At 37.5% G+C, this 15,732-nt stretch carries 16 protein-coding genes; all 16 read right to left on the minus strand.

Annotated elements, in window-relative coordinates:
- Positions 1–53 precede the first annotated feature (53 nt).
- The 16 genes from spoVT to CD31_RS02975 all read right to left on the minus strand — a co-directional run bounded on the left by spoVT (position 54) and on the right by CD31_RS02975 (position 15,645).
- On the minus strand, positions 54–590 hold the full coding sequence (gene spoVT, locus CD31_RS02900) for a stage V sporulation protein T (RefSeq protein ID WP_004229174.1): 537 nt from the start codon (positions 588–590) through the stop codon (positions 54–56).
- A 297-nt stretch (positions 591–887) separates the two neighbouring features.
- Complete coding sequence (mfd, locus tag CD31_RS02905; protein ID WP_036075691.1) at positions 888–4,400, minus strand: transcription-repair coupling factor; 3,513 nt, start codon at positions 4,398–4,400, stop codon at positions 888–890.
- A 144-nt stretch (positions 4,401–4,544) separates the two neighbouring features.
- Complete coding sequence (locus CD31_RS02910; protein ID WP_016993788.1) at positions 4,545–4,772, minus strand: anti-sigma-F factor Fin; 228 nt, start codon at positions 4,770–4,772, stop codon at positions 4,545–4,547.
- A 240-nt stretch (positions 4,773–5,012) separates the two neighbouring features.
- Positions 5,013–5,579, minus strand: a complete 567-nt coding sequence (pth, locus tag CD31_RS02915; RefSeq protein WP_016993791.1) for an aminoacyl-tRNA hydrolase — start codon at positions 5,577–5,579, stop codon at positions 5,013–5,015.
- Positions 5,580–5,724: 145 nt separating this feature from the next.
- Positions 5,725–6,321 carry a 50S ribosomal protein L25/general stress protein Ctc gene (locus CD31_RS02920; protein WP_016993793.1) on the minus strand — a complete coding sequence of 199 codons (597 nt, stop codon included), beginning with the start codon at positions 6,319–6,321 and terminating at the stop codon, positions 5,725–5,727.
- A gap of 253 nt (positions 6,322–6,574) precedes the next feature.
- Positions 6,575–7,534, minus strand: a complete 960-nt coding sequence (locus CD31_RS02925) for a ribose-phosphate diphosphokinase (RefSeq protein WP_004229183.1) — start codon at positions 7,532–7,534, stop codon at positions 6,575–6,577.
- Positions 7,535–7,558: 24 nt separating this feature from the next.
- Positions 7,559–8,929: a bifunctional UDP-N-acetylglucosamine diphosphorylase/glucosamine-1-phosphate N-acetyltransferase GlmU gene (glmU, locus tag CD31_RS02930; RefSeq protein ID WP_036075692.1), complete on the minus strand. Its 1,371-nt coding sequence runs from the start codon at positions 8,927–8,929 to the stop codon at positions 7,559–7,561.
- A gap of 260 nt (positions 8,930–9,189) precedes the next feature.
- Positions 9,190–9,492, minus strand: a complete 303-nt coding sequence (gene spoVG, locus CD31_RS02935; RefSeq protein WP_004229187.1) for a septation regulator SpoVG — start codon at positions 9,490–9,492, stop codon at positions 9,190–9,192.
- 220 nt (positions 9,493–9,712) lie between these two features.
- Positions 9,713–10,087, minus strand: coding sequence for a RidA family protein (locus CD31_RS02940; protein WP_004229189.1), 375 nt, complete (start codon positions 10,085–10,087; stop codon positions 9,713–9,715).
- Positions 10,084–10,917, minus strand: a complete 834-nt coding sequence (purR, locus tag CD31_RS02945) for a pur operon repressor (RefSeq protein WP_016993803.1) — start codon at positions 10,915–10,917, stop codon at positions 10,084–10,086. Before purR ends, CD31_RS02940 begins: the two co-directional genes overlap by 4 nt.
- A 56-nt stretch (positions 10,918–10,973) precedes the next feature.
- Positions 10,974–11,840, minus strand: a complete 867-nt coding sequence (ispE, locus tag CD31_RS02950) for a 4-(cytidine 5'-diphospho)-2-C-methyl-D-erythritol kinase (RefSeq protein ID WP_036075694.1) — start codon at positions 11,838–11,840, stop codon at positions 10,974–10,976.
- 221 nt (positions 11,841–12,061) lie between these two features.
- Positions 12,062–12,241, minus strand: coding sequence for a small, acid-soluble spore protein, alpha/beta type (locus tag CD31_RS02955; protein ID WP_004229193.1), 180 nt, complete (start codon positions 12,239–12,241; stop codon positions 12,062–12,064).
- Positions 12,242–12,354: 113 nt separating this feature from the next.
- On the minus strand, positions 12,355–12,615 hold the full coding sequence (veg, locus tag CD31_RS02960; RefSeq protein ID WP_004229199.1) for a biofilm formation stimulator Veg: 261 nt from the start codon (positions 12,613–12,615) through the stop codon (positions 12,355–12,357).
- A gap of 156 nt (positions 12,616–12,771) precedes the next feature.
- The gene (gene rsmA, locus CD31_RS02965; protein WP_036075695.1) at positions 12,772–13,653 is read right to left on the minus strand and encodes a 16S rRNA (adenine(1518)-N(6)/adenine(1519)-N(6))-dimethyltransferase RsmA; all 882 of its coding nucleotides are present in this window, start codon (positions 13,651–13,653) and stop codon (positions 12,772–12,774) included.
- A complete protein-coding gene (rnmV, locus tag CD31_RS02970) occupies positions 13,646–14,212 on the minus strand; it encodes a ribonuclease M5 (protein WP_036075698.1) in 567 nt (188 codons plus the stop codon). The genes rsmA and rnmV overlap by 8 nt, the downstream gene beginning before the upstream one ends.
- 221 nt (positions 14,213–14,433) lie before the next feature.
- On the minus strand, positions 14,434–15,645 hold the full coding sequence (locus tag CD31_RS02975) for a resuscitation-promoting factor (protein ID WP_016993808.1): 1,212 nt from the start codon (positions 15,643–15,645) through the stop codon (positions 14,434–14,436).
- Positions 15,646–15,732 lie beyond the last annotated feature (87 nt).

Below are 15,732 nucleotides of genomic sequence, written 5' to 3' on the forward strand. Positions count from 1 at the left end.
GCAAAAAAGTTATTGTTCAGCCTTAAAGGTCATCGCAATAACTTTTCCATGTATTAACTATTCATTTGTTTTGCTAAGAAGTTTGCAGCTGTTTCCACTACTTTGACTTCTACCTCACCAACAAAGTGTACTTTAGACAAGACGATAATACAGCCTATTGGGTCACCATTTACCATAATAGGTGTCGCACAATAAGATTTTACTTGCTCATATTGTCCAGGGACAATTTCAATCGTTGTCTCCATTTTTTCAATTTTTGTTGAGCGCTCGTCCATAAAGCTTTCCGCAAAGGACGTAATGCGACGATTGATATATTCCTTTTTCCCAATCCCTGCAACAGCGATTACTTCATCACGGTCAGTGACAAATGCTGGTGTGCCCATTGTTTCATAAAGTGTTTCAACATATTCTCTTGCAAATTCCCCCAAATCATTGATGGGAGAATATTTTTTTAAAATGACTTCGCCTTCACGGTCCGTATAAATTTCAAGCGGGTCGCCTTCACGAATACGTAGCGTCCTACGAATTTCTTTTGGAATAACTACACGCCCTAAATCATCAATACGACGAACAATTCCTGTTGCCTTCATTCTAATGCCTCGCTTTCGCTACAATGAAATTTTTATTCAATGATAGTATGGTTTTTATTTAAGCAATCTATGCAAAAACTGAAGAAAAAGGATTTCACAACCATCAATTTTTTTCAAAAAACGGTATTACATCAATCAACTCCTTATTAGATTACCCAAGGAATAAGTTTCTATAATTAATTCATAAGAAATGTATTAGAAAAATCAACTATTCCTTGAGCAAATATGTTTGATTACTGAATCAACATAAAAAAGGCCATCTTATCTTTTCATGTAAAAGATAAGATGACCTTTTAACTATTGCTGCTTTTTTGCTTTATCAATAATTTGCATTAATTCTTCCAAAATATCAAATGGTTGATGTTTGCCACACTTGCGTTCATCTATTGTTAATTTTAACTGCATGCCATCCATACCAAAACCAACAGCACGCTCAAACTTCATTGACTCTTCAATAATCTTACTGCCATCGACATTTGTTGTCCCTTGTTCCGACAATAGTATTGTAATAAGCTTCTGCTTCTCCTTTACAGATACTACTCCCGCACCTAATCCCCAAACTTTCATTCGTGCAATTCGAAGTAAACGCTCTGTTTCAATTGGAAGATCGCCAAATCGATCCTCTAATTCCTCCATGATTTCGTCATACTCCTCCACCTGATCCATGGCCTTAATTCGTTTATACATTTGGATCTTTTGATAACCATCTGGAATATAAGCGTCAGGAATATAGGCATCAATACTTAGCAAAATTTCAATATCTGGCTTTTCTTCTTTCTTCACGCCTGTTTGACGTTCCGCGATGGCATCCTGAAGCATTTGTGAATACAAATCAAAGCCAACTGAATCAATAAAGCCATGTTGCTGCGCTCCAAGTAAGTTTCCTGCGCCTCGAATAGATAAATCTCGCATCGCAATTTTAAAGCCTGAGCCAAGCTCTGTAAATTCTTTAATTGCTTGTAAACGTTGCTCTGCTACATCTGTTAGAACTTTGTCGCGTTGGTACATAAAATACGCATAGGCTACTCTGTTAGAACGCCCAACGCGACCGCGTAATTGGTAGAGCTGGGCTAAGCCCATACGATCAGCATCATGGACAATTAACGTATTTACATTCGGTATATCGACACCTGTCTCAATAATTGTTGTCGTGACAAGCACATCATAGTCACCCTCTAAAAAGGCTAAAATTACGGATTCTAGCTCTGACTCAGTCATTTTCCCATGAGCAAAGCCTATTCTTGCTTCAGGGACAAGCACTTGAATCTCCTCAACCCTTCGAGCCATATCCTCAACCCGATTATATAAATAAAATACTTGTCCGCCACGTGCCATTTCCCTCTCAATAGCTTCTCGTACTAATGCACCACTGTGCTCCATCACATATGTTTGAACTGGGAAGCGATTAGCAGGAGGCGTTTCAATAACAGATAAATCTCGGACTCCTACCATGGACATATGAAGTGTCCTTGGGATTGGTGTAGCCGTTAAAGTTAAGACATCGACATTTGTCTTTAACTGTTTAATTTTTTCCTTATGTGTCACACCAAAACGTTGCTCTTCATCCACAATTAACAGACCAAGGTCTTGGAAAATTAAATCTTTAGATAAAATGCGGTGTGTTCCAATAACTATATCGACTCGGCCTTCTTTTAAGCCTTTTAATGTGGCTGTTTGCTCTTTTTTCGAACGGAAACGAGATAACAATCCAACATTAATGGCGAAATCCTGAAAGCGCTCACGAATTGTCTCATAATGTTGCTGGGCCAAGATAGTAGTAGGGACAAGGAATGCCACTTGCTTTCCATCTTGAATAGCCTTAAATGCGGCACGAATGGCTACCTCTGTCTTACCATAGCCTACATCGCCACAGACTAAACGATCCATAGGACGTTCACGTTCCATATCTCTTTTCACTTCAACAATTGAACGTAGCTGATCCTCTGTTTCCTCATAAGGGAACATCGCTTCAAAATTACGTTGGTCGTCGTTATCAGGTGTAAAAGCATGCCCTTTCTCTGCTTCACGCTTTGCATACAGCTTTATTAAATCATCTGCAATATCCTGTACAGCAGAGGATACCTTCGCTTTCGCCTTTTTCCACTCTGCTCCCCCTAATTTATGTAGCTTTGGTTCACGATCCTCTGACGCCACATATTTTTGGATTAAGTCTATTTGCTCTACAGGGACATATAATTTATCGTCTGCACGATATCGTATGTGCAAGTAATCCTTATGTGTACCATTAACCTCTAATGTCTCTACACCGATGTATTTACCAATCCCATGATGAACATGTACAACATAATCACCTGGCTTAATTTCCGTATAACTTTTAATACGTTCAGCATTAGTCATTTTTTGTGTACGTGCTTTTTTCTTTGCCTGCTGTTTAAAGAGCTCGTCTTCTGTTACAATTGCTAAACGCTGTAGAGGCAATTCAAAGCCACTCGACAAGCCCCCATCTACAATATAAATACCAGGTTCTGTCGGCTCACCTATTGCCGTATGAATATCGTATTCTTCAAGCATTTGCTGAACCCTTTTTACTCGTTCTTTATCCCTTGCTACGATTAGAACTGTAAATTTGCCAAGTAACCAGCGTTCAACCTCATTTTGAAGCAAGGACATTTGTCCATGAAACTGCTGCATTGGCTTGCAAGAAAAGTTAGATGTTTTATTAAACGTAATCCCTGCAAATGTTCGCGAAAATAATGAAAATGAAAGCTTTTGTTGTGACAACATCGCCAGTATTTCTTTTAATGAGAAGGCAGGTTTGACATCATGAACCATTTTTCCCTCTTCGATTAAAGATAAAAACCATTCATCTTCTTCACGTTCCCATGCATCCATTACCTCTTGAATACGTCCAAGCTCGTCAAAAAGTACAATACCATCATGTTCAAAGTAATCTCCCAAAAAGGCAGTTTTATCGTATAATAATGAGCCATATTTGTTTACATAATCAGGTAAATTCCCTTGCTGTAGCAATTCAATATCATATTGAATATGCTGATACAGAAGTTCCTTTGTCTCCTGCTTTTTTACCTTCTTTAGACTGGCTGCTAATGCCGATTCTAAACGGCCTGCTAATGCCTGTCTTTCTGATTTAGTAAGAATGACCTCTGAAGCAGGAAGAATACGAATTTTTTGTAATTTATCAATAGAACGTTGGTCATCTGCTGAAAATGTTCGTATGGAATCAACCTCTGTGTCAAATAATTCAATACGAATAGGTGATTCTAAATAAGGTGGATAAATATCTAAAATCCCCCCACGCAACGCGAACTCTCCAGGTGATGTCACCATTGAATTCCGTACATAGCCCATCTCAACTAATGTTTGTAACCACATCTCAATTTCAATATCTTCGCCTACGGCTGTTTGTAAAAAATAGTGTAGCCAGTGCTCCTTAGGCTGCATTATTTTACGTAAACCAGCCACAGGTATTACATATACGGCTTTCTCACCTCTAGCTAAGCAATCAAGCGTCGCAATCCGCTCCGCGCGAAGTTCTGGTGAAGCTACAGAAAGATCGGCTGCAATAAATTCATCTGCTGGGTAATAATGAACATGTTCCTCACCTAACAATCCAGCAAGCTCATCAACCATTTTTTGTGCCTGCAATAGATTAGGAGAGATAATGTAGATTGGCTTCTTTACATATTCAAATAACACATCGACCATTACGGGGCGTGCGCTTCCTGTTAAACCTGTAATAAGCTGTGATGCAGTTTGACCGCTCTGAATTTCCTTTAAAAATGATGTAATATGTTTATCTTGCGACACAAGCTGTCGTAAAACCTCCACAGTCAAAAGCTCCTTTCAGCGTAAAATCCTATATTATTTTTATTTCTATTATTCTAGTGTTATTTTACATATCTCTATTAATGGCTGTTTTATGAAATGGAAAAAGCCTTGAACACACATAAGTGTGTCAAAGCATCCTTCCAATTATTGAATCCATTTATTGAGTGCGTGATAATCTGGATATTGTCTCAGCGAATCCTCACATTGCTCACAAATGCAGTGCACAGTCGTTTGGCCATGCTGATCTTTCTCAACATAATCATCCGCTTCTCCCAATTCAAAAATATGCAACTTTCGAATTGTATCATCTGCATCAAATGGTAGTGTCCCTATTTCTACTTCACAATGCCGACATCGATAGCGAACTGACATCTCCAAATCATCCTCCTTTAAGCAACTTTCTACTTAAAGTATAGACATTTATAAAAAGGATTATGCACTTTTCACTGTCATCATCATTGCAATTACTTGAAAATTAGAGAATTAATTTTTACTTGTAGCTAAGACTATTCACTACAAGCATTAGCTGTAATTATAGTGTAAGGCAGTTGATTACTCACCTTACACTATGCCAATATCCAAAAACTTTAACAGAAATTTTATTTCTTCCATCTATTTGCTTGCGTTAAAGTGATTCATCACATCAAGAAACGGCTTTGAAAGAGATGCTTCAACAGCGTTTACAGAATTTACAATGGCGTCTTGCATAAGAACTTGGTCTTCCTTCGAAAATTTAGCTAAGACATAGTCTGCTACCTTCATGCCCGCTGGTGGACGATTAATGCCCACTCGAATACGGTTAAATTCCTGAGTGCCTAAATGTTGAATTAACGATTTAATGCCGTTATGACCACCTGCACTCCCTTTTTGTCGCAAACGTAATTTACCTGTCTCTAAATCCAAGTCATCATAAATGACAATTAAATCTTCTACCTCTATGTCAAAATAGTCCATTAGGGGACCAACACATTCCCCTGATAAATTCATATATGTTAATGGTTTAACAAGTAGAACCTTTCCTTCTGGTCGATGTACAGTAGTGTACATCCCGTTAAATTTTGAATTTGTTAAAGGTGTTCCCCATTTTTCTGCTAACGCATCAATGACATCAAAGCCAATATTATGTCTTGTATGCTCATAAGGTTTACCTGGGTTCCCTAAACCAACGATAATTTTCATAAGTACCTCTCTTCTTTCAAATCTAATAGTCATTATTTTACCATATAGCATACCTAGAAAGCATTTTGTATAATTCTTAAAGGCATAAAAATAAGGCTAATAAGAAAGCTATAGCCTTCTTATTAGCCTTAACAATCATTTACTTTTATACTGGCTCTTGCTCTTCTTCACTATCTGTAGTCTCTTCCTCTACAGAAACAGGCGCTACAATTGTTACTAACATATAATCATCTTCACTAATGATTTCAACAGATGTAGTATCTCGAATATCTGCTACCGTTAGGGATTCCCCAATTTTCAACGATGAAATGTCCACATCAATTGATTCAGGTAATTCTGCTGGCTTTACTTTTACTTTCAATTCTAAGTTAGGCTGCATTAAAATACCGCCCTCACTCACACCAACTGACTGTCCAAGTAATTTAATCGGGACATCAGCTTCTAGCTCTTCGGCCATATTAATGGCTAAAAAGTCAATATGGTTTACTTCATCTTTCAATGAACATTGCTGAATCTCTGACACAACAGCATTCACTTTTTTCCCCTCTAACTCTAGCGAAAATACACTATTTTGCCCATTTTTTTGAATAGACTTTTTAAAATCCTTTGCAGCAATAGAAATTGGGGTTGAATCTACTTTGTAGCCGTAAATAACTGCAGGAATGGCTCCCCCTTTTCTAAGTTGGGTTAATGTTGAACGATGCCCAGTTTCGCGCTTTGTAACACTTAATACTGTACTCATACTTCTTTATTCCCCTTCCAAGAAAATTATTTACGCCTCAACAATAATTCGTTGTAGGCTATGATAATATTTAGCTCTATTTTTTTAAGGTAGAGTTAATATTATTAAGTCACATTATCATTATACCCCTTTGTGAGAAGGCTCACACATAAAACACTCACCTATTTCTTCGCCTTGACGAAATAGTGTCTAATTTATATAGAAAAGACCAATCTACTCAAAGAATAGATTGGTCTTATACGTACAATATTTATTAATCAAATAGAGTACTTACAGATTTATTTTCATAAACGCGAGAGATAGCATCCGCCATTAATTTAGCTACAGAAAGCTCTGTAATTTTTGGAGATTTTTTCTCGTCTGAAAGCTGAATTGTATTTGTCACTACTAATTCTTTAATAGCAGAGTTTTCAATACGTTCAATTGCTGGACCAGATAATACAGGGTGTGAACAGCAAGCGTAAACTTCTTTTGCTCCAGCTGCACGTAACGCATCTGCTCCAATTGTAATTGTACCTGCAGTATCAATAATATCATCAATCAAGATTGCCACTTTACCATCAACATTACCAACAATGTTCATCACTTCCGCAACGTTTGGTTTCGGACGACGTTTGTCAATAATTGCAATCGGTGCTTTTAATCGTTCAGCCATTTTACGAGCACGTGTTACCCCACCATGATCTGGTGAAACAATAACGATTTCATCTCCTGGAATACCTTTAGATTTAAAGTAATCAGATAGTAATGGTACTGCCATTAAGTGGTCGATTAGAATATCGAAGAAACCTTGGATTTGAGGTGCGTGTAAATCTAATACGATAACACGTGTTGCACCAGCAGTTTCAAGTAGGTTTGCCACTAATTTAGCTGTAATTGGCTCACGCGCTTTTGCTTTACGGTCTTGGCGTGCATAGCCATAATAAGGCATTACAACGTTTACTGTACGAGCAGATGCACGTTTAACTGCATCCACCATAATTAAAAGCTCCATTAAATGTTCGTTTACAGGTGCAGAAGTAGACTGCACGATAAACACATCACAACCTCGAATACTTTCTTCAATGCTAATTTGAATCTCTCCATCACTGAAGTGCTTAACAGAAGATTTACCTAATTCTACGCCCATTTCCTGCGCAATTTCTTGAGCTAATGGATTATTAGAATTAAGTGAAAATATTTTTAATTGTGAGTTTGCATAATGATACGGCATGATGGCCTCCTGTTTAGTTGATAATTATTTTGAATTTAATTTGCTTACATAATTCGGTTTGTTTTCTTGTCTTGCACGAGCTATGGCAAGTGCATCTTCAGGAACTTCTTTTGTAATTGTAGAACCTGCTGCAATAAATGAACCTTTTCCAACTTTCACTGGCGCTACTAAGTTAGTATTACATCCTACAAATACATCATCTTCAATAATCGTTTTGAATTTGTTTTTTCCATCATAGTTTACTGTAATGGAACCACAACCAATATTGACGTTACTACCGATCTCGGCATCGCCAATATAACTTAAATGTGAAACTTTTGTTTCGTTATCTAGCTTGCTTTTCTTCACTTCTACAAAGTTACCAATTTTCACATGACTACCGATGTCTGAAAGTGGTCGAATATGAGCAAATGGCCCAATAGCAGTATCCTCTGCAATAGCGCTTTCACGGACAACTGAAGAATGTATAGTTGTGCGATCACCAACGCGGCTATCTATGATTTGAGTATTTGGCCCGATAATGCAATCTTCACCAATCACAGTGGCACCTTCAATCATTGAGCCTGGTTGAATCACCGTATCACGCCCAATAACTGCATCTGCACTAATATGCGTTGTTTCAGGATGGATAATTGTTACACCATTACGCATATGCTTCTCGTTAATTCTTGTACGCATGAATGTCTCAGCTTGCGACAAAGCCACTCGATCATTAACACCTAGCGTCTCTTCAAAATCATCAGTGACATATGCTTCAACAATATCACCTTGCTTTTGTAAAATTTCAATGACATCTGGTAAATAATATTCACCTTGAGCATTATCATTTTTCACAAGCTTCAATGTTTCAAATAATAATTTGTTATCAAAACAATATGTGCCTGTGTTTATTTCTTTTACTAATTGCTGCTCTGCTGAAGCATCTTTTTGTTCAACAATTTGCTCCACCTGTCCGTTATTGCCACGTAGAATACGGCCATAGCCAGTTGGATTTTCAGCAATTGCTGTTAAAATAGTTGCTTTAGCATTCTTTGCTTGATGATGTTCGAATAGAGCTTGCATCGTTTCAGGACGAATTAGTGGTGTATCTCCACATACAACTAATGTTGTACCTTCTTCATTACCTAAAATAGCCTCTGCTTGTTGCACAGCATGCGCTGTACCTAATTGTTCAGCCTGCAGTACATACTCACTTTTATCTCCAAGCTGTTGTTGCACTTTTTCAGCACCATGTCCGACTACCGTTACAATGCGCTTCACATCTAACGTTTGAATATGATCCACCACATGTTGTACCATAGGTTTCCCACATACTGGATGGAGCACTTTATATAATTTGGACTTCATACGTGTACCTTGACCTGCAGCCAAAATGACAGCAAAAACATTGCTCATCTGTAAGTCCTCCAATACGCTCATTTTCTCTTATGACTATATAGCAAAATTCATCTATTTTCAAGGCATGTAGAGTTGACAAAAACATGAATTCCTAAATCCAATGCACCTTATGCTCGAATGTCATGAAGTATATCCTAAAATTGCTCATATTATCTTTTTATCAAAATAAAAAGAACCCTTCCATCTAGAAGAGTTCTTGATATCTTTTTACCATCAGTTTGTAACATATCCTTAAAAAGTAAGTTATTACCTACCCATTACACACCGATTCCCTCTAATTCTTCCTCTTTACCAGCTTCCTCTACTTCACTAGAGTTATGATACTCGTTTAAAATGATCTCCTGAATTTTATTTCGAGTATCAGAATTAATTGGATGAGCAATATCTCTAAATTCCCCATCTGGTGTTCGTTTACTAGGCATAGCTACAAATAAACCAGTATTTCCATCAATTACACGAATATCGTGAACAACAAACTCATTATCAAGTGTAATGGAAGCAATCGCACGCATGCGACCATCCGTCTGTACCCGACGTAACCTCACATCAGTAACTTCCATTTTCTCACCACCTCTCTTCTTGGATGCCTAAATGAAAATATCATATTCTCAATTACCGAATATTTTCCTTTTCATAGTCTATCAAATTTTCTAAAAAATTTGAATACTTATTAGAATAATATTTTTTCTTATATACGGAATTTTTGACAATTGTTTGTCAGCGTAAAAAAACTCACTAAAAAGAATAAAGATTCTCTTTAGTGAGCTTTACAAGCTTAATTTATTTTACGATCGCGATTACTTCGATTTCTACTTTTACATCCTTCGGAAGACGGGCTACCTCTACCGCTGAACGCGCTGGTTTATGATCACCAAAATGATTTGCATAAACTTCATTCATCGCTACAAAGTCATTCATGTCCTTCATAAATACTGTTGTTTTCACAACATTATCTAAAGAAGTTCCAGCTTCCGCTAAAACTGCTTTTAAATTAGCAAATACTTGATTTGTTTGTACAGTTATATCGCCTTCCACTAAATCCCCTGTAGCTGTTAATGGAATTTGACCAGAGCTATAAAACATTCCGTTAACAATAATACCTTGTGAATATGGTCCGATTGCTGCTGGTGCATTTGTTGTTGCTACTACTTTCATTTGTCATGTCCCCTTTTAGAAAAATAGTTACCTTCACTTAATGCAATTGTTCGATCTTTTTCATTAACTTCATGAAGCTTTACAAGTGAATAATAATCATCTACTAATGTTTCGTCCGCATGCTCAGCCTCCACAAGCACGGCAATGCCTGCTAGCTGACAGTCAAACTCCTCTAAGAGATTTTTCATGCCATTCATAGTACCGCCGACCTTCATAAAGTCGTCCGTAATTAATACACGTTGTCCACTCTTCATGCTTCTTTTTGATAATACCATTGTCTGAATTCTTCTGGAAGAACCAGATACATAGTTAATGCTAACTGTAGAACCTTCTGTTACTTTACTATCTCTTCTCACAACAACCACTGGTACATTTAAATGTCTTGCAATGGCATGGGCAATAGATATCCCTTTAGTTGCTACTGTCATTATGACATCGATTTGTTGATCTGCAAAGGCAGAGGCAAAGACCTTTCCTACTCGATTTATTAAATCTGGGTTTCCAAGCAAATCTGTCATAAATAAGTAACCGCCTGGTAACAATCGATCTGAATGTTCTAGCTCTGCTTTTAAATCTTCAATCACTAAACGTACTTCTGCCTCGGACATTTTCGGAATATACTTTACTCCTCCTGCAGCACCTGGCACTGTCATCAATAACCCGATTCCTTTTTCTTCGAAAGTTTCTTTTACAATCGTTAAATCCTCACTAATGGATGACTTAGCAGATTGATATAGTTCTGAAAAATAAGTTAGCGGGATCAGCTGATGTGGATGTTCTAGTAAGTAGTACGTCATATCAACAAGTCGTTCACTACGCTTCCATTTCATGCGACCCTCTCCTAAACACGAATATTTATAGGTAAAATTAACACAAATTTGCGTTTCTAAGCAAGCGTATTTCGCTCACCTAAAATTCGTACTGCATAAACTTCCTCACAAAAACCACGTAAACCATTATAAATGCGACTTACACGAGCTTCACTATCCACAAGTCCAAATACAGTTGGACCGCTTCCACTCATTAACGTGGCATCTGCCCCAAAACGCTTCATTTGTTCCTTTAACATCACAACTTCTGGGTGGAGCTTAAATGTTACAGTTTCCAAAACATTTCCTAATGAAGAACATAATAGCTCATAATCTTTTGTCTCTATAGCTTGTATCATCTGCTTTGTATTTGGGTGTTCCAGTCCTTCAACCTTAAGACCCCCATATACTTCTGCTGTCGACACACCAATTTTAGGTTTAGCTAGTACAACCCAACAGTTAGGTGGAGCTGGTAATTCTTTTATTTTTTCGCCTCGTCCTGTAGCGAGTGCCGTGCCTCCGTAAACACAAAACGAAACATCCGAGCCAATTTTAGCACCAAGCTCCGCTAATTCATCTATTGATAAACCTAAATTCCACAGTTCATTTAGCCCTTTTAATGTTGCAGCTGCATCACTACTGCCTCCTGCGAGCCCTGCTGCTATGGGTATTTCCTTTTCAATTGTAATGGATACACCTTGTCTAATGCCGTATGTATCTTTAATGAGACGCGCTGCCTGATAAGCAAAATTACGATGGTCATTTGGTACAAAGTTATCTGTTGAAATTATTTGAATAACACCATCTTCTCGAGATTCAAGACTGATACGATCAGCTAAATCGACTGTTGTCATAACCATCTCCACTTCGTGAAAATTATCTGGTCTTTTATAAAGTACATCTAATGTTAAATTGATTTTTGCAGGCGCCTTTACATAAAGCATCTTTCTTCCTCCCTTATAGCTACACGTATAAACAGTTCTTTTTTTCGCGCAAGATTATTCATTTTATTTTACCATATTGAGAATACGAAAATGGAAAAAAAGAACCGTTTACCCTATTCGGAGTAACGGCTCTCTCTCGTCAGTTGTATTTGTTGTGTTAGTAAGGATTTTCATCCCTGCTGAATGAAACTTGATAAGATGACTATTTTAACAAAAACAGCCTACTTACGCTCTTGCTCACTACTTGCCCGTTCAGCCATTTCTATGGCACGTTTGACCATATTACCGGCATCACGAGCTTTTATGCCGCCCCAGCCTTCCTTTTGCACAACATCATAAAATCCAAGCTCTTTTGCGATCTCTTCTTTTAATCGAGGTGACATGATACCTTTTCTAGGCATATAAACTCCTCCTTTAACAACTGACGAATTTAGTATGCCCATGAAAACGCAAAACACTCATGTATTTTTAACATACATGAGTGTTTCTAAAATATAGAAATAAGTACTAGAAACTATTTTGCGACAGCAGCCTTTGCTTCGTCTAAAAATGTAATCTCTACTGCTTCAGTTAAAATATCTGTGTAGCTATACGATACGCGCTTGCACGTATTGTCTTCTTGATCGAGTTCGACTACAAAGATGGCGCGATATGTCTCACGTAGTATCCCTGCACACTCAACCGTTTTCTTGCGACCACCGTTTGCTTTTAATTGCAAACGTTTACCCAAATGACAATCCAACGACTTTTTAATGTCCGCTAAAGTTTTTGGCATTTTCGCTTACACCTCACTAATAACAAGTATAAGCTAATGGCCTAAAAATGTCAACAAAATATAATATTTTATCAGCCTCTTATAAATTTTGTCAACTTATTTTTTATAAAAAATATTTATTTTTTTACATATCCGAAAAAATGTTAACAAAAATTTTTACTTTGCAAAAACAGGATGCAGTGCATCAGCTAATTTCCCAAACTCTTGAATAGAAAGTGTTTCTCCACGTCGAGTTGGCTCAATATTAGCTAGCTCTAATGCCTGTAAAATTTGATCCTTTTTCACCTTTCCATTTGGTAAACCAGATTGCAGGTTATTATAGATCGTTTTTCTTCGCTGTACGAATGAGGCCCGTGTTACAACAAATAAAAAATCCTCATCTATTACTTTTACTGGTGGTTCCTCATGCTTGATAAGACGAATTACAGCAGAGTCGACGTTAGGTTGTGGCATGAAAACTGTTTTAGGCACTGTCATTGCAATATCTGCTTTCACGTAATATTGAATGGCAATTGATAAAGAACCATATTCTTTCGTCCCTGGCTTAGCCGTTATACGGTCTGCTACCTCTTTCTGCATCATCACAACAAAACCACGGATCGGTAATCGGTCATTGAGTAATTTCATTAAAATTGGAGTCGTTACATAATACGGTAAATTGGCCACAACCATAATATCATCAATACCTGGCATCTCATCTGCAATTACTTTCTCAACATCTGCCTTAAGTATGTCAGAGTGGATGATAGACACATTATTGTATGGACTAAGTGTGTCTTCTAGTACGGGCAATAAACGTTGGTCGATTTCAAAGGAAACTACCTTTTTAGCGCTTCTCGCCAAATGTTCAGTTAATGCACCGATACCAGGACCAACTTCAATTGCGCCACTATTCTCAGTTAAATGGGCGTGACTCACTATATTTCTTAAAATGTTAGGATCAATTAAGAAGTTTTGACCTAAGCTTTTTTTAAATGAAAAACCATACTTTTTTAAAATTTCTTGTGTTCGAATTGGTGTCGCAATATCCTTATGCATCATTTTCCTCCTGATCTAACTGTGCGATAGCCGCACCAAATTGCTCCTCTGTAATCTGAAACATTTTCATTCTTTTATGAAGTTGTTTACCATTTGTAGCACCTATATTTAAGATTTCCCCTAGTCGATCACGACGCTGCTTTGACTGTGGATGTCCAATTAAACGAGCTGTCATTAAATCTTCCAGTGTAATCACCTCTTCGTGTAGCACGCCATGAATAGGGGTATAGACATGTTGAAGTGCCTCACGTATATCATCGTCAGCAGCATGTTCAATACCTAGCCCTTTACCGTTTTTAGCAATTGTTTTGGCTTTTGGTAAAAAGGCATGCTTCACCCCTTGTACACGCTCCTCTATAATGGCGCGTATTCGACGTCCTGGATAGTCGGGATCTGTAAATACAATAACTCCACGTTTTTCTTGGGCGTGCTGAATTCGTTTTAATGTTTCTTCAGAAATTGCAGATCCATTTGTTTCTATAGTATCTGCTTGTACAGCACGTTTAATAGCTGTCGTATCATCTTTTCCTTCAACAACAATAATTTCTTTAATTTGCAAAAAGGCTCCTCTTTTCTATCTACCTTATCTTCTGACCATTTTACAACTGCTCTATACGATTTGTACAGGAATTCAAGGTACAGATGAACTTATCTTAATCAACTTCTGCTATACATACCTTACAAATATTATTTGCTAAAAAATAATAAAGAAGCCTTCCCGCCAGTCAAAACAGGAAAGCTCCATTTGTGAAAAACATTTTGATTAATTTTACAATTTTTCTAATTTAATACTTTAACACGCACTTTCTTACGCCCCCAGTTACGTGCTTGGGCATCTGTTTGTACAAGTATGTCAATCTTATTACCCTTAATTGACCCACCAGTATCCCCAGCAATAGCGGTACCATAGCCTTCTACCCAAACCTTTGAGCCTAACTTAATAACAGAAGGGTCAACTGCTATCACCTTCAAGCCAGAATTTGAACGTAGGTTTATACCAGTTGCTGATGTACCTGTACAACCGTTGCAATATGGTGTATAAGCTGTTGCCGTTACATAAAATTCTTTACCGTTAGCAGGCTCTGCAGAACCACGTGAAACAGTTGCTGCGCTTGCAACGATTGTTTTTGTGCCTACTGCAACCACTTGTTTCTTCGGCTCTTTTAAAATTTTTTCAGATTGCAGGTTTTTTGCCACAACCTCACCATTTTCTTTGACAACCTCATACGTACGAGTAATTGAGCCCTTCTCGCCTGTTGCTACTACTTTTTGTTTCCCCTTTTGCAATGAAGCATCCTGCTTCTTTTCAACTGCGAAATCTAAAGAGTCTTCCACTACATCGATAACCTTTTCTACGCGAACTACTGTGATTTTACTCTCCGGAGTAATAACGTTCTCCAGGTTATTTTCGACACGATCGAATTCATTTAGCTGAATTCCTTGTTGTTTTAAAAAGTTAGCGACCGTAGTCGAAGTGGACCATACTTGTCTTTTATTTACGCCATCGACAAGCGTTACTTGAAACGCTTTTTGAATATCGATTTTGTTTTCTGCTCCTAGTTCAGTATCTAGACCTTGCGCTAAAGAGTCATGTTCAGATACTTTAATATTTGCTTCCTTCAAAATGTCCTTCACAAGTGTTTCAGTTGTCCAAACTTTTGACTGATTTCCATCAACTGAAATAGTTACTTCTTTTGCCTGTTCCCATGTAATTGCTAATCCATTAACAATTTTGGTGTTCAGAGAGGGTGAAATTTTGTCATGCTCTGCTATATCTATATTTTGATTTTGTAATAATTGTTCTACAGTTTTGGCATGTGTTGATACTTCGATTGTTTCTCCATTCGCTTCAAGCTTAACGGATTTTTTCGTACCTTGATAAAGCACGAAAGAGATTACAGACACAAACAGGACAAGTGAAATAATTCTTATCACTGTTTGCTTACTCCTCAATGATCCTAAGAACAAGTTTTTCATGGAATTATTTGACATGAAAAAACGCCTCCTTAATACAAGGTTGGATTATACGGACTAGTTTTGGCACTGTCAACCCGAAAGTATTTCTTTGAAAATTGACTT

This window comes from Lysinibacillus boronitolerans JCM 21713 = 10a = NBRC 103108, assembly GCF_000772935.1.
In the GTDB taxonomy this organism is placed as follows: domain Bacteria; phylum Bacillota; class Bacilli; order Bacillales_A; family Planococcaceae; genus Lysinibacillus; species Lysinibacillus boronitolerans.

Coding starts and splice junctions, on each gene's coding strand:
- purR (WP_016993803.1), bottom strand. CDS start 10,917: ATGAAATGGAAGCGTAGTGAACGACTTGTTGATATGACGTACTACTTA.
- glmU (WP_036075692.1), bottom strand. CDS start 8,929: ATGAGCAATGTTTTTGCTGTCATTTTGGCTGCAGGTCAAGGTACACGT.
- CD31_RS02925 (WP_004229183.1), bottom strand. CDS start 7,534: ATGCCGTATCATTATGCAAACTCACAATTAAAAATATTTTCACTTAAT.
- spoVG (WP_004229187.1), bottom strand. CDS start 9,492: ATGGAAGTTACTGATGTGAGGTTACGTCGGGTACAGACGGATGGTCGC.
- CD31_RS02955 (WP_004229193.1), bottom strand. CDS start 12,241: ATGCCTAGAAAAGGTATCATGTCACCTCGATTAAAAGAAGAGATCGCA.
- CD31_RS02975 (WP_016993808.1), bottom strand. CDS start 15,645: ATGTCAAATAATTCCATGAAAAACTTGTTCTTAGGATCATTGAGGAGT.
- rsmA (WP_036075695.1), bottom strand. CDS start 13,653: ATGCATAAGGATATTGCGACACCAATTCGAACACAAGAAATTTTAAAA.
- CD31_RS02920 (WP_016993793.1), bottom strand. CDS start 6,321: ATGAGTACAGTATTAAGTGTTACAAAGCGCGAAACTGGGCATCGTTCA.
- spoVT (WP_004229174.1), bottom strand. CDS start 590: ATGAAGGCAACAGGAATTGTTCGTCGTATTGATGATTTAGGGCGTGTA.
- pth (WP_016993791.1), bottom strand. CDS start 5,579: ATGAAAATTATCGTTGGTTTAGGGAACCCAGGTAAACCTTATGAGCAT.
- CD31_RS02910 (WP_016993788.1), bottom strand. CDS start 4,772: ATGTCAGTTCGCTATCGATGTCGGCATTGTGAAGTAGAAATAGGGACA.
- veg (WP_004229199.1), bottom strand. CDS start 12,615: ATGCCAAAAACTTTAGCGGACATTAAAAAGTCGTTGGATTGTCATTTG.
- ispE (WP_036075694.1), bottom strand. CDS start 11,840: ATGCTTTATGTAAAGGCGCCTGCAAAAATCAATTTAACATTAGATGTA.
- CD31_RS02940 (WP_004229189.1), bottom strand. CDS start 10,087: ATGAAAGTAGTAGCAACAACAAATGCACCAGCAGCAATCGGACCATAT.